The organism is Aureimonas altamirensis (assembly GCF_023702225.1).
GTDB lineage: Bacteria > Pseudomonadota > Alphaproteobacteria > Rhizobiales > Rhizobiaceae > Aureimonas > Aureimonas altamirensis_B.
Map to the genome: position 1 here is coordinate 25316 of NZ_JAMQCO010000016.1, position 14210 is coordinate 39525.

Annotated in this window: 12 protein-coding genes; 5 read left to right on the forward strand and 7 right to left on the reverse strand. The window is 67.5% G+C overall.

The window, feature by feature from the left end:
* Nucleotides 1-42 precede the first annotated feature (42 nt).
* A complete protein-coding gene (locus NDN16_RS19580) occupies nt 43-2217 on the forward strand; it encodes a malate synthase G (RefSeq protein WP_251115137.1) in 2175 nt (724 codons plus the stop codon).
* Nucleotides 2218-2290: 73 nt separating this feature from the next.
* A complete protein-coding gene (locus NDN16_RS19585) occupies nt 2291-2695 on the forward strand; it encodes a VOC family protein (protein WP_251115138.1) in 405 nt (134 codons plus the stop codon).
* A 100-nt stretch (nt 2696-2795) separates the two neighbouring features.
* Here NDN16_RS19585 and NDN16_RS19590 read toward each other — a convergent pair whose 3' ends face one another.
* Nucleotides 2796-3569 (reverse strand): L,D-transpeptidase, encoded by a 774-nt coding sequence (locus NDN16_RS19590; protein ID WP_251115139.1) that lies wholly within the window; start codon nt 3567-3569, stop codon nt 2796-2798.
* 173 nt (nt 3570-3742) lie between these two features.
* On the opposite strand from NDN16_RS19590, the gene NDN16_RS19595 reads away from it, so the two are divergent.
* On the forward strand, nt 3743-4249 hold the full coding sequence (locus NDN16_RS19595) for an MmcB family DNA repair protein (protein ID WP_251115140.1): 507 nt from the start codon (nt 3743-3745) through the stop codon (nt 4247-4249).
* A 7-nt stretch (nt 4250-4256) separates the two neighbouring features.
* Here the strand turns inward: NDN16_RS19595 and NDN16_RS19600 are convergent, their stop codons facing one another.
* The 3 genes from NDN16_RS19600 to NDN16_RS19610 form a co-directional block, all read right to left on the reverse strand.
* Nucleotides 4257-4832, reverse strand: a complete 576-nt coding sequence (locus NDN16_RS19600; RefSeq protein ID WP_285292860.1) for an ActR/PrrA/RegA family redox response regulator transcription factor — start codon at nt 4830-4832, stop codon at nt 4257-4259.
* An 89-nt stretch (nt 4833-4921) separates the two neighbouring features.
* Nucleotides 4922-7375: an ATP-dependent helicase HrpB gene (gene hrpB, locus NDN16_RS19605; RefSeq protein ID WP_251115141.1), complete on the reverse strand. Its 2454-nt coding sequence runs from the start codon at nt 7373-7375 to the stop codon at nt 4922-4924.
* Nucleotides 7372-8577, reverse strand: a complete 1206-nt coding sequence (locus tag NDN16_RS19610) for an ABC transporter substrate-binding protein (protein WP_251115142.1) — start codon at nt 8575-8577, stop codon at nt 7372-7374. Before NDN16_RS19610 ends, hrpB begins: the two co-directional genes overlap by 4 nt.
* Before the next feature lie 125 nt (nt 8578-8702).
* Here NDN16_RS19610 and NDN16_RS19615 point away from each other — a divergent pair, with 125 nt between their 5' ends.
* Nucleotides 8703-9461, forward strand: a complete 759-nt coding sequence (locus NDN16_RS19615; RefSeq protein ID WP_251115143.1) for an SDR family NAD(P)-dependent oxidoreductase — start codon at nt 8703-8705, stop codon at nt 9459-9461.
* Between the two features lie 7 nt (nt 9462-9468).
* On the opposite strand, the gene NDN16_RS19620 is transcribed toward NDN16_RS19615, so the two are convergent.
* From NDN16_RS19620 to NDN16_RS19630, 3 genes are all read right to left on the reverse strand, one after another.
* Nucleotides 9469-10068, reverse strand: coding sequence for an HdeD family acid-resistance protein (locus tag NDN16_RS19620; RefSeq protein WP_251115144.1), 600 nt, complete (start codon nt 10066-10068; stop codon nt 9469-9471).
* A 91-nt stretch (nt 10069-10159) separates the two neighbouring features.
* On the reverse strand, nt 10160-10447 hold the full coding sequence (locus NDN16_RS19625; RefSeq protein WP_251115145.1) for a DUF2218 domain-containing protein: 288 nt from the start codon (nt 10445-10447) through the stop codon (nt 10160-10162).
* A 66-nt stretch (nt 10448-10513) separates the two neighbouring features.
* Nucleotides 10514-11491: a Bug family tripartite tricarboxylate transporter substrate binding protein gene (locus NDN16_RS19630; RefSeq protein WP_435301137.1), complete on the reverse strand. Its 978-nt coding sequence runs from the start codon at nt 11489-11491 to the stop codon at nt 10514-10516.
* A 183-nt stretch (nt 11492-11674) separates the two neighbouring features.
* On the opposite strand from NDN16_RS19630, the gene NDN16_RS19635 reads away from it, so the two are divergent.
* Complete coding sequence (locus tag NDN16_RS19635) at nt 11675-14149, forward strand: transglycosylase domain-containing protein (protein ID WP_251115146.1); 2475 nt, start codon at nt 11675-11677, stop codon at nt 14147-14149.
* Nucleotides 14150-14210 lie beyond the last annotated feature (61 nt).

The window sequence follows — 14210 nt, forward strand, 5'->3', positions numbered from 1 at the left end:
GGCCGATGGCGTCCGCAGAGGAGCTTGCGGAAGGGAGCATTCATGTCGAGTTATGTCGCGGTGGCCGGGTTGCAGGTCGATTCCGAGCTGAAGGATTTCATCGAGAAGGAAGCACTTCCCGGCACGGGCGTCGACGCCGACCGGCTGTGGGAGGGCCTCGCCGGGCTCCTCGGCGATCTCGCTCCGCGCAACCGCGAGCTTTTGCAGATCCGCGACGACATGCAGGCGCGCGTCGATGCCTGGTGCACGGCCCACAAGGGCGGCGCCGTGGACGGAGCCGCCTATGAGGCCTTCCTGCGCGAGATCGGCTACATCGTCCCCGAGGGGCCGGCCTTCTCGGTCGAGACCGCCAATGTGGATCCTGAAATCGCTTCGGTGGCCGGACCGCAGCTCGTCGTGCCGGTCATGAACGCGCGGTATGCGCTGAATGCGGCGAACGCACGCTGGGGTTCGCTCTACGACGCGCTCTACGGCACCGATGCGATCGCCGAAGAGGGCGGCGCGGAAAAGGGCCGGGGCTACAACCCCGTCCGTGGCGAGAAGGTGATCGCCTGGGCACGCGCCTTCCTGGACGGGTCGGTTCCGCTCGACGATGCGTCGTGGAACGACGCGCGCGGCTTCTCCATCGAAAACGGCGCCCTCACGGTCAGGCTGGAATCCGGCGCGACCGGGTTGAAGAGCCCCGGCCAGTTCGCCGGATATCGTGGCTCGGCAAGCCAGCCGAGCAACCTTCTCTTCGTCACCCACGGCTTGCACAGCGACGTCGTCATCGACCCGACATCCCAGATCGGCCAGTCCGATCCGGCGGGCATTTCCGACGTTGTCCTGGAAAGCGCCGTGACCACGATCCAGGATTGCGAAGATTCCGTCGCCGCCGTCGATGCGGCCGACAAGGTTGTCATCTATCGCAACTGGCTCGGCCTGATGAGGGGCGATCTTTCCGACACTTTCGAGAAGGGCGGCAAAAGCGTCACCCGCCGTCTCAACCCGGATCGCGAATACACCGCGCCGGACGGCGGCACCCTCGTACTGCCCGGACGTTCGCTGATGCTGGTGCGCAATGTCGGCCACCTGATGACCAACCCGGCCGTCCTTCTGGCCGACGGATCGGAAGCGCCGGAAGGCATGCTCGACGGGCTCTTCACCGGGCTGATCGCGATGCACGACCTGAAGAAGCAGGGCGGCGAGCGCAATTCGCGCGCCGGCTCGGTCTATATCGTCAAGCCCAAGATGCACGGGCCGGACGAGGTCGCCTTCGCCGACGAGATCTTCACCCGCGTCGAAACCATCCTCGGTCTTGCGCCCAATACCCTGAAGATGGGCATCATGGACGAGGAGCGCCGCACCACGGTCAACCTCAAGGAAGCCATCCGTGCGGCGCGCAAGCGCGTCGTCTTCATCAACACCGGCTTCCTCGACCGCACGGGCGACGAGATGCACTCGTCGATGGAACTGGGCCCGATGATCCGCAAGGGCGACATGAAGGCGTCCACATGGATCAAGGCCTATGAGGATCGCAACGTCGATACCGGCCTGGCCTGCGGGCTCAAGGGCCATGCGCAGATCGGCAAGGGCATGTGGGCCATGCCCGACCTGATGGCCGCCATGCTTGAGCAGAAGATCGGCCATCCGAAGGCCGGCGCAAACACGGCCTGGGTTCCGTCACCGACGGCCGCGACCCTGCATGCGACGCATTACCACACGGTGGACGTGGCCGAGCGCCAGGCAGAGCTGGAAGGCAAGAGCCGCACCAGCCTCGAGGATATCCTGACCATTCCGGTTGCCGTCCGTCCGAACTGGACACCGGAAGACATCCAGGCCGAACTCGACAACAACGCGCAGGGCATCCTCGGCTACGTCGTCCGCTGGATCAATTCCGGCGTCGGCTGCTCCAAGGTGCCCGACATCAACGATGTCGGCCTGATGGAGGACCGCGCCACCTGCCGCATCTCCTCGCAGCACATCGCCAACTGGCTGCACCATGGCGTCGTGACGCGCGACCAGGTGGTGGAGACGATGGAGCGCATGGCGCGCGTCGTCGACGGGCAGAACGCATCGGATGCGACCTACGAACCGATGGCCCCCGACTATGCGGGGTCCATTGCCTTCCAGGCGGCGCTCGACCTGGTCCTGAAGGGACGCGAACAGCCCAACGGCTACACCGAGCCCGTCCTGCACCGCCGCCGCCTCGAAAAGAAGGCCGCCGCCCGCGCATAATTCGGGCCTGTTCAATCAGGGCGAAAAACAGACTACCCTCCCGCATGCGACAAACGCGGGAGGGGTTCGCGGCATGGTTTCCACCATCATTCCGACATTGCGCTATCGGGACGCACAGGGCGCCATCGACTGGCTGTCGGCCGTCGTCGGCTTCAACGTCGAAATGGTGATGGAAGACGATGACGGCGTCGTCGCCCATGCGGAGCTGACGCTCGGCGGCGGCATGATCATGCTGGGCAGCGTGCGCGACGACGCCTTCGGCGAAATGCAGATCACGCCGGACGAAGCCGGCGGCGTCACCCAAAGCCCCTACATCGTCGTCAAGGATGCCGACGCCCTGTTCGAACGCGTGACGGCGTCCGGCGCGGAGATCGTCATCCCCCTGCACGACCAGCCTTACGGAAGCCGGGAATTCTCGTGCCGGGATTTTGAGGGCCATCTCTGGAATTTCGGCACATACGACCCGTTTGCGCCGTAAGGGCGGAGGCAGGCGGCAGTCCGGAAAAAAAAGGCCGGGCGCCTCCCCCGAAGCACCCGGCCATGGCGGTCCCCCGCCTCGAAACTTCAGTGTTGCACGATCAGCTTGCCTGGGCTTTCCGGTTTTCCGCAACGCGCTTCTGGGCCAGCGTCTCGCCGGGCATCAGCACGATGACACGCGCCTGCAGCGGCACGCGCTCGTACAGATCGATGGCATCCTGGTTGATGAGCCGGATGCAGCCCGACGAAACGGATTTGCCGATCGACCACCATTCCGGCGTGCCGTGCAGGCGATACAGCGTGTCCTTGTTGCCCTGCCACAGATAGACGGCGCGGGCGCCGAGCGGGTTCTGCAGGCCGGGGTTCATGCCGACTTCATTGCCGTAGGGCGCAAGTTCGGGCCTGCGCTCGATCATCTCCTTCGGCGGAAACCACTTCGGCCAATGCTGCTTGTCGCGTGCATAGGCTTCGCCCGACCAGGAGAAGCCGGCCTTGCCGATGCCGATGCCGTAGCGCATGGCCGTGCCACGCGACTCGATGACGTAGAGGAAATGATCGCCCGTATCGACGACGACGGTGCCCGGTGCGAAGCCCATGCCGTCGTAGACGACACGCTGGCGCAGGAAACGCGGATCGATCTTCTCGACCGGAATCGCCGGCAGGTTGAATCCGCCGTCCTGGACGGCGGCATAGGCCAGCGGATCGACCGGCCCCAGGGGGCCGCCATCCAGGATGGCGTTGTCGGTGGATGCATAGGCCGTCGCAACCGGCGAATCGCCGCTGATCGCTGCGCGGTCGCCGGAGGTGGTGCAGCCGGCGAGGCCGAGCGCCAGGGCGGCAACGGCGAAAACGGATAGGGTAGAGTGGGTCGTCATCGAGAAGTCCGGTCGAGGCAGGCCGTGCCGGGTAAAGCTGTACGACACCGGCTGGCTGTCACCACCGATATGCCCTCGTTCCCCGACTGGCAATTGGCGCAAGCCTAACGCATGATGGTTAACAAACGTTTGTTGCGATGCGGGCACAGCCGCGTTGCCGGAGCCAGGTTCGCATGCCCATAGTCTCGTCCGTCCCCTATCAGCCGCTGCTCGACGGGCGGCAATCGGACCGCGCCATGCTGGTGCGGCGGGGCGTGCAGCGGCTGATGATGGCGCAGGCCCTGTCCGTCCTGCCGGAGATGCCCTTGGCCTCGGGCCGGCGCGCCGACCTTGTCTGCCTGTCGGCGAAGGGCGAATTCTCGATCGTCGAGATCAAGACGTCGATCGCGGACTTCCGGGTCGATCGCAAATGGCCGGACTACCGGTTGCATTGCGACCGCCTGTTCTTTGCGACGCACCCGGACGTTCCTATCGACATCTTTCCGCAGGATTGCGGGTTGATCCTGTCGGACGGCTACGGCGCCGAAATCCTCCGGGATGCGCCGTCGCATCGCATGCCGCCGGCGACGCGAAAGGCGCTGACGCTGCGGTTCGCAACCCTGGCGGCGAACCGGCTGCTCCAGGCGGAGTGGGCGGCAAATCCTTATATGACGGGCTCCCGGGAAGAGATCGCGGATTGACTGCGGGTCAGCGCGGCGCGTTCTTGGCCAGGATCCGCTGCAGCGTACGCCGATGCATGGACAGGCGGCGCGCGGTTTCGGAAACATTGTGCCCGTAAAGCTCGAAGACGCGCTGGATATGCTCCCATCGCACGCGGTCCGCCGACATGGGATTGTCGGGGGGCGTGGGGCGCTTCTCACCGCGCTGCGTGAGTGCCGAAACTACTTCTTCGGCGCTGGATGGCTTGCATAGATAGTCGACGGCGCCCAGCTTGACCGCCGCGACTGCCGTGGCGATGTTGCCATAGGCGGTCAGAACCACGATCATGCTGTCCTTGCGGCGGCGATGCAGGTCCTCCACGAGATCCAGCCCGTTGCCTCCGGCCAGCCGAAGGTCGATCACCGCCATCGCCGGAGGGGTGGAGGCGATTTCCTTCTGCGCTTCGGAGAAGCTGCCCGCCAGAACCGGGGTATAGCCCCGCTGCTCCAGCCCCCGCGACAGGCGGGCCGCAAAACCATGGTCTTCGTCGACCAGCATGATCTTGCGCTCTCCGGCTGCGGCGAGGGGGCCACGCAACTCCCTAGCTGGCGTCTCCACATTCATACGGAACTTCTCCCACGCGTAAGGCACGGTTTCACAACGTGAAAACACACCTGGAGGTTGCGTGTGCGGAAATTCGGAGTGGAAACGTCCTAATTGCCTCGCGGCTTCGCCCGCGCCGTCGGCGCGGCGAGGGCCGGATCCTCGGGCCAGACATGTTTGGGATATCGCCCGCGCAGGTCGGCGCGCACCTCACGCCAGGAGCCCGCCCAGAAACCGGGAAGGTCGCGCGTGATCTGGATCGGGCGATGGGCCGGCGACAGGAGTTCCAGTGTCAGCGGCACCCTGTCGCCGGCTATGGCGGGGTGCCGCGTGATGCCGAACATCTCCTGTACACGCACCGCCAGAACGACCTGCTCGGGCTCGTAGCGCAGAGGCAAGCGCGATCCGGTGGGCGCCTCGTAATGCGATGGCGCGAATTCGTCGACCTGCCGGGCCAACTGACCCGGCAGAAGTGAGATGAGGCCCTGCCGCAGCCGCTCCGGCCGCAGGTCCGACAGGCGGGTCGCATCCGGATGGAAGGCCATGACCCATTCGTCCAGCCGTTCCATGAGTGCGGCTTCGGCCAGATCCGGCCACGGCTCCCCCAGCGAGGCGTGCAGGAAACGCAGGCGCTCCAGCAACCGCTCGCCATCCTTGTCCAGCGGCAACAGCCGCATGCCCTCCTGACGGATCGCTTCCGCCAGCGCCGCCTGGACCTGGCCCGCAGGCGGATTCGGAAGGGGGGATTCCGATAGAACGGCCCGGCCGATCCGGCGTACCCGCCGCGCGCGGACGGCACCGGACGCCGCGTCGAAAAGGACGATATCCTCGTCGACCGCGCGCTCTTCCGCCAGGGCCGCAAGCTGCCGGCGGTCAAGGCCGATGGCCGAAGTGATGCGCCCGGCTCGCGCCTGTCCCTGCAGTTCGGCCACCACCAGCCCGGCCGACGCGGCCAGCGTGGAGGCGGCATCCACCTGGCCGCCGCGTCCGCTGGCCAGAAGGAAGTGGCCATGCGCCCCCCGCGCCACCGCGACGCGGTCGGTATAGGCGACGGCCAGCAGGCGTCCCGCATCGGCATCCTCGATGTCGCCGGGCGCGCCGGCCTGCCGTGCCAGGCGTTCGGCCAGGCCGCGCGCGGCGTTGCCACGCGGGGACCGATCGGTGCGCCAGCGCCGGTGCCGCTCCGCCAGGTCCGGGTCGTTGCCGCCCAGGCCACGCTCGGTCAGAAGAACGGCCAGCTCCGCCGCGAGGCGGCGCGGCTGGCCCGCGCCGGCGCGGATGACCATCGTGCCGAGGCGCGGCGGCAGCCCCACCTGCCTCAGTTCGCGTCCGATTTCCGTCGGCCGGCCATCGGCATCGAGGGCGCCGAGTTCGCGCAACAGAAGACGGGCTTCGGCAAGCGCCGGCTTGGGCGGCGCATCGAGGAATCGCAGCTCGGTCGGATCCCCGACCCCGAAGGCCGCACAGTCGAGGAGCAGGCCGGACAGATCCGTGGACAGGATTTCAGGCGGATCGAAAGCCGGAAGCGCGTTCGTCTGTTCCGCACGCCAGAGTCGGATGGCCGTGCCCGGCCCGGTTCGCCCGGCGCGGCCGGCCCGCTGCGTCGCGGCGGCGCGCGATACCGGCACGGTCTCCAGCCGCGACAGGCCGCTGGCCGGCTCGAACACGGGCCGTCGCGCAAGGCCGCTGTCGATGACCACCGTGACGCCGTCGATGGTGATCGAGGTTTCCGCGATGGACGTGGCCAGAACCACCTTGCGGCGGCCGGGCGGTGCCGGGCGGATTGCCAGGTCCTGGTCGGATGTCGCCAGCGCGCCGTAAAGCGGTGCCAGCATGACGTCCGGCGGAACGCATCCTTCCAGCCGTTCGCGCACCCGCTCGATCTCCCGCTGGCCGGGCAGGAAGGCGAGGATACTCCCCGGCACGTCGCGCAGCGTCTGACGGACGACGTCGGCGACGGCGTCCTCGAGACGCTCCGTGCCGTTCCTGTCGCGGTTTCGTATGTCCACCGGAAAGCTCCGGCCCAGCGTTTCGATGACCGGGGCGTCGCCCAGCAGCGTGGCGACGCGCGCGCCGTCCAGCGTCGCCGACATGACCAGGATCGCAAGATCTTCCCGCAGGGCGGCCTGCACGTCGAGCGCGAGCGCAAGTCCGAAATCGGCGTCCAGGGAGCGCTCGTGGAATTCGTCGAACAGCACGGCGGAAACGCCCGAAAGCTCGGGATCGGACAGGATCAGCCGCGTGAAGACGCCTTCCGTCACCACCTCGATGCGGGTAGCGGCGGAGACCCGTGTATCCAGCCTCATCCGCCAGCCGACCGTTTCGCCGACCGCCTCGCCCAGAAGCGAGGCCATGCGGGTTGCCGCGGCGCGTGCGGCGATGCGCCGGGGCTGGACAAGGATGATGCGCCCCGCAAGGTCCGGCTGCCGGATCAGGTGCAGCGGCACCATGGTCGTCTTGCCGGCGCCGGGCGGGGCTACCAGCACCGCGCGTCGCACCGTGCGCAACGCTGCCTCGACATCCGCCAGAACCGCCTCTACGGGCAGCTTTTCCTGCAGGATCATCGGGCTGCCAGATGCTCCGGGACCCGCTCGTCCAGCCATTCCATCCAGCTGTAGTGCGGTCGCGGGATGGCCAGGCCCGACATGCGCGGCGACCCGCTGCGCATCAGGGCGCGCAGATCCTGCGCTTCCTGCTGTGGCAGGCGGGAAGGATCGAGGATCGTGGCGTCGCCCCACATGGCGGGATCGGCCTTTCGGATCTGCGCGACGGGAGACAGCATGAAATCCGCCGCCACGAGAGCGGCTTCCGGGGCGGCGGCATCGGCGGCCACCGCCAGGAAATGGGTATCGGTCACTTCGCCATTGGCGAAACCGAACCCTTCCACGCCCTCGGGCCATCTTCCGCCGGCCCTTCCGGCGGCACCGGCCAGCAGATTGAAATCGGCGATCATGTCGACCTCGCCGCGTGCGAGAAGGTCGCGCGCCTCGGCTTCCGAACGCGGAAAGCTTTGCCCCTCCTGCCAAAGCAACGGGCGGATTTCGTCCAGCCAGGCGAAAAGCGGTGCGGCGACGGCGTCGGCGTCGGCAGCCGCGATCGGCCGATCCAGCACGGACGGGTCCTCGGCAAGGCTGCGCAGGACCTCTTCCACGAAGGCCGCCCCGGCAGGGGTGGCCGGATCTGGAAAGGCGAACCGGCCGGGATTGGCGCGGGCGTAGGTGAGGAGGGCGGCCGGCGAATCGGGCCGCGACGCCGTTGCCGCGCCGTTGGCGTAGAGCGTCAGGCTGCGCTTGCCCCACGGGACGGCGCTGTAATGGGTAGGCAGCCCTGCGGCGATGATGACGGAAGGCGTGCCCGCCCTGTCGACGAAATGCCAGTTCGGCAACCTGTAGGCGTAGCGCTCGGGCAGGAGCTGCGTGCGTCGCGCCTCGGCCACCGCGCGCGAGCCCAGCGCGGCCATGTCGATGCCGGATTCGTCCCCGGCGCCGAGCGCGTCGAGCAGCGTTCGCTGCGAGGGAAAATCCACGATCTCCAGCCGGATGCCGTAGAGCCGCTCGAGCTCGCCGCCGGCCCAGTCGAGAAAGCGCTGCTGCCCCGCGCTTCCGCCGGCAAGGCCAAGGCGCACCGTGCCGCCCTGCGCCGCGGTCGCGATCGCCGGCCAGTCCTTCAGGTCGGGCAGGGCCGCGGCCGGCGCGGCTATCGCAAAGGTCAGTATGGCGGCAAGGACGGCGCGGCGGAACGGCATGGCGAGCTTTCGACAGGTCATCGGATTATCCGGGCAGAGATGGGCTTTTCATGCATCGGCGTCAAAGACAATGCCCATCGAATGGCTTTTCACGATGGGCCTCACCATCTAAAGCACTCCTGGATACGAGCCTGCGGGGACCGAGCATGACGGACAGCGAGATCAAGGATGCACGCCCCGCGCTGGTGTTGACGGGTGCGTCGCGCGGCATCGGCCACGCGACCGTCAAACGCTTCTCTCGGGAGGGGTGGCGCGTCATCACCTGTTCGCGGCAAGATTTCTCGGCCGATTGCCCGTGGCCGGCGGGGCCCGAAGACCACATCCGCGTCGATCTGTCCGATCCGGAAGATGTCGGCTATGCGGTGTCCGAAATCCGGCGGCGGCTGGAAGCCAATGGCGGCCGGCTGCAGGCCCTCGTCAACAATGCCGCCATCTCGCCCAAGATGAAGGGCGGCGAGCGGATGGACTCCATCAAGACGCCGATGCATGTCTGGCGCGACGTGTTCCAGGTCAATTTCTTCGCGCCGATCATGCTGGCGCGCGGCCTCTACTCCGAACTGCATGCCGCCGGGGGATCGGTGGTCAACGTCACCTCCATCGTCGGCAGCCGCGTGCATCCCTTCGCGGGGACGGCCTATGCCACGTCCAAGGCCGCCCTGGCCTCGCTGACGCGCGAGATGGCTGCCGACTTCGGCCCGGCCGGCATACGCGTCAACGCGATCGCCCCCGGCGAGATCGATACAGCGATCCTGTCGCCGGGCACGGAGAAGATCGTCGAGACGATCCCCCTTCGCCGCCTCGGCAAGACCGCCGAAGTGGCCGATATCATCTATTTCCTGTGCTCCGGGCAGTCGTCCTACGTCAACGGCGCGGAAATCCACATCAATGGCGGCCAGCACGTCTGAGCCGGCATCAGGCGGAGGGTGCGCCGCGCCGCGCGTCGAGGGCCGCGAACAGAAGGCCGACGCCCGAGAAGATGAAGGATATGCCAAGATAGACGCCGACCGCCCAGACCGCGGTGCCGGGAAGGCCGAGCACCAGCAGGGCGGCAAGCACGAGGTTGAGGATGCCGGTCAGCACCAGCGCCCACCAGCCGCCCCGGCTGCCGGAGCGGACGGCCCTGGCCAGAGCGAACTCCAGGAAGGCCGAGAGCACGAAATAGGTGGCCAGCATCCAGGTCAGCGTGACCGCGCCGGCGAACGGATCGTAGACGATGACGGCGCCGAGGATCGTCACCAGAACCGCAAGGGCGAGGCTGGACCAGAAGCCGGAATGCCGGCGCGCCTGGAAGGCGGCGACGATGCCGATGACGCCGCCGATGATCAGCAGCCAGCCGAAGAACAGGGTGGAAGCCAGGGTGGCGGCAAGCGGCGCCATCAGCGCCAGGACGCCGACCACCAGCAGCAGCACGCCTTGGAAGGCATAGGCCTTCCAATGCTCGTGCAGCTCCGTTCGGAAGCGGGATTCCATGTTGCGGGAAATGTCTTCACGATCATCGGTCGGTATCGTCATGTCCTGCCTGCCCTCTGTTGCGGCCCCATGGCCCCTTCAAGCCACCCTTGTCGAAATGGTCCGGGCCGTGCGCCTGTAAAGGGCGCGGCGCTCAGCTCCAGTCTGCCTTCAAGGGCGCCTCGCGAAACGCGAAACGGTCGAGATGCTCGACGATAACGGTTTTCATCCGCTCCAGCGCCTCCGGCTCCGGGGCGTCGACGGCGATCGTCAGGCCCTCCGGGTCGGCGGAAAGACGGGCGACGGCGCCGTTCGGAAAGGGAACCGTTCCCTGGTTTTCGTCGAAGGTGACGTCGAACTTGTGCGCCCAGTGCTTGCAGAGCTGCTGCAGATAGCGGCTGGCGCTGGCGGTCTCGATGCGGCCCGTGGAGGATGTGGACATGATGTGTCTTCCCGTTTGTCGGCCAGACGGGCACTGGTGCGCCCGTCCGCGTGGTGATGCGCCTGTCTACTCGATCCGCGCGCCGGAGGCTTCTACGACGGGCCTCCAGCGCTCGACCTCGGTCTTCACGTGCTCGCCCAGTTCCTCGGGCGTGGAGCCGACGATCTGCGCGCCGACCTCGGCAAGGCGCTTCTGCACCTCCGGATCCTGGATCGCCTTGTTGGCGGCCTCGTTGAGGCGGGCGATCGCCTCGGGCGGGGTGCCGGCCGGAGCGAAGAGGGCGTTCCAGCTGTTGGTTTCGTAGCCGGGAACCCCGGCCTCTTCCATGGTCGGAATATCCGGGAAGTTCGGTGCGCGCTCCTTGGTGGTGACCGCCAGCGCACGAAGCTGGCCCGAGCGGATCGGTTCGGTCGAGGAGGGCAGATTGTCGAAGGAGATCGGCACCGCGCCGCCGATCACGTCCACGAGCGCCGGGCCGGAGCCCTGATACGGCACGTGAATGATGTCGACGCCCGCCATCGACTTGAAGAGCTCGCCGGACAGATGCAGCGGCGTGCCGTTGCCGGACGAAGCATAGGCATATTCACCCGGCTTTTCCTTCAGGAGCGCGATCAGCTCCTCGACGTTCTGGGCCGGGAACTGCGGGTTGACCGTCAGGACGTTCGGCACCGTCACGAGCCAGGCCACCGGGTCGAAATCCTCGACCGGGTCGAAGGGCGGGTTGGCGTAGAGCGAGGCGCTGAGCGCGTGCGTCGCGATGGTTCCCATCAGGATCGTATAGCCGTCGGGCTGCGCCTGTGCGACCGCCGTCGCCCCCAGCATCCCGCCGGCGCCGCCGCGATTGTCCACCAGCACCTGCTGCCCGAGCTCCTGGCTCATTCGCTGCGCGACGATACGGGCGACGAGGTCGGTCGAGCCGCCCGCCGCGAAGGGAACGACCATCGTCACCGGTTGCGTCGGAAACTCCGATTGCGCAGCGGCCGGGGCCGCACCGGCGGCAACCAGCGCCATCAGGGCGACGGCGTGACGGGTAATGGATCTCATAAGCACTAATGCTCCTCCTCAAACTCCTCATGGAACTTTTGATTGTGCGACATGCGTGGCCCGGCGGCAACAGCCGGCTTGGTCATTCGATAACGACCCGTTAAACCGCCATATTTACGCTGCAACGCGAAGGTCGCGCCTCTTGTCGGCGCAGGCAATTTCAATCGTGTCGAAGGGGTAGCCATGGGTCTGGGACGGAAGGAGCCACGGATCGAGCCGACTTTCGGGGATTCCCGGGAGACGCGCGGGAGCGACGGCTTCCGCGTATCGGCGGACGACCGTGCCGTCCAGCCCGGAGCCTCCCGCAAGGACCGGGGCGAGCGCAAGGCCTCCCGCAAGCCTCCGCGCGGCGGCGGTGGCGGTGGCAGCGGCCGCGGCGGCCGCAGGACGCGTCGCCGGCGTTCCCCGCTGGCACGGCTTGCCAACCTTCTCTTCATGCTCGGCTTCTGGGGCATGATCGCGGCGGCCGGTGTGGTCGGCTACTTCGCCATGACGCTGCCACAGGAAGCCTGGGTCGTGCCGGACCGTCCGCCCAACGTGCGGATCGTGTCCGTATCGGGCGATCTCCTGGCCAATCGCGGCGTCACGGGCGGCGAGGCGCTGGCGCTCGACCAGATGAGCCCATATCTGCCGAAGGCCGTGATGGCCATCGAGGACAGGCGATTCTATTCGCATCTCGGCGTCGACCCGGTGGGAATCGTCCGCGCGGCCGTCACCAACTTCACGGCCGGCGGCACCGTGCAGGGCGGCTCGACCCTGACGCAGCAGCTGGCCAAGAACGTCTTCCTGACGCCGGAGCAGACCCTGCGCCGCAAGGTGCAGGAGGCGATCCTGGCACTGTGGCTGGAACAGCGCTTCTCCAAGGACCAGATCCTCGAAATGTACCTGAACCGGGTCTTCTTCGGCTCGGGTGCGACGGGCGCGCAGGCTGCCGCACGGCGCTATTTCGACAAGAATGCGAGCGAGTTGACCTTGAGCGAATCCGCCATGCTGGCCGGCCTTCTCAAGGCGCCCTCGACGTTGAACCCGGTGCGCAATCCGGAGGCCGCCAAGGCGCGGGCCGACGTGGTGCTGAGCGCCATGCTGGATGCCGGCTATATCACGGAGGCGGAGTACAAGGCCGCGCTGTCCGAGGAGCCGACGAAGCCCAAGAGCTTCTGGACGGGGGCCGAGCATTACGCCGCCGACATGGTGATGCGGGACATCAAGGGTCTCGTCGGCGAGGAGATCAAGGACGACGTCATCGTGGAGACGACGATCGACCTGCCGCTCGAGAAGGCCGCCGAGGAGGCGATCCGGCACACGGTGGACACCGCCACCCAGAACGTCACGCAAGGCGCGCTCGTGTCCATCGACGGTACCGGGGCCATCCGCGCCATCGTCGGCGGACGCGACTATGCCGAAAGCCAGTTCAACCGCGCCGTCGATGCGCGCCGCCAGCCCGGCTCCGCCTTCAAACCCTTCGTCTACGAGACGGCCCTGGAATTCGGCTGGCGGCCCGAGAGCATGATGGTCGACCAGCCGGTTCATATCGGCAACTGGTCGCCGTCCAATTACGACAACAAGTTCCGCGGGCCGGTCACGATGGCGCAGGCCGTCGCCCAGTCGCTCAACACGACGGCGGCGGCGCTGACGGCGGAGCTCGGCCCCAAGACGGTGATCGAGACGGCGACCTCCATGGGGATCACGTCGCCCATGGCCGAAAACGCGTCCATCGCACTCGGAACGGCCGAAGTGTCGCTGGTGGAACTGACGGGCGCCTTCGCACCCTTCGCCAATGGCGGCTATCGCGCCACGCCGCATCTGGTGAACCGGGTGACCACGGTGGACGGCGAAGTGCTGTACGAGCGTCCGTCCGAGGTTCCGCCCGTCATCGTCACCTCTGACATCGCCGGAATGATGAACGCGATGCTGACCCGGGTGGTGACGTCCGGTACGGGGCGCCGCGCCGCGCTGGACGGCTGGCAGGTCGCCGGCAAGACCGGAACGACGCAGGACTTCAAGGACGCCTGGTTCGTCGGCTACACGGCCAACCTTACCACCGGCGTCTGGCTCGGCAACGACAACGGCAAGCCGATGCGCAAGGTGACGGGCGGCTCGCTCCCCGCGGATGCCTGGAAGGCCTACATGAAGGTCGCGCATGAGGGGCTGCCGCCGACGCCCCTGCCTGGCAACTACGTGATCGGGGGCGAACATGGCGAAGTGCCGATGGCCGCGAATCAACCCGGCGCAGGCGGTCTGCCCGTGCAGGGAGGGCAGCCGGTGCAGGGCGGCGGCGAAGCGCCGCGCGCCACCTATGTCGACGAATACGGAAACCTTCTCGACCAGTACGGCAACATGATGCCGAACCAGCCGCCTTCGCAGGCCGAGATGCAGGCGGGCGGCGGCTACGAACAGCCGGCAGCCGGTTCCGCGGCATCCGTGGCGCCGCCGCCCGGCGCACCGATGCCGCAGCAGCAGGCGCGGCAGGATCCGTATGGCGACGGGTATTACGGCGGCCCGCCCCCCGTCTACGGAGAGGGTTCGGGCGATGTCCTGGAAGGGCCGGCGCGTGTCGTCCGCCAGGATCAGCTTCCTCCGGACGCCGTGCTGGAAGGCCCCGCCCAGGGGGGCCGCGCATCCGACCGTTCCCTCTTCCGGGGCCTCTTCGGCGGCTGACCGCCGGCTCGTAAACAGGATGTGATCCAGCGCCTTGCGTCCGCCAAGGCCCGTTCATATA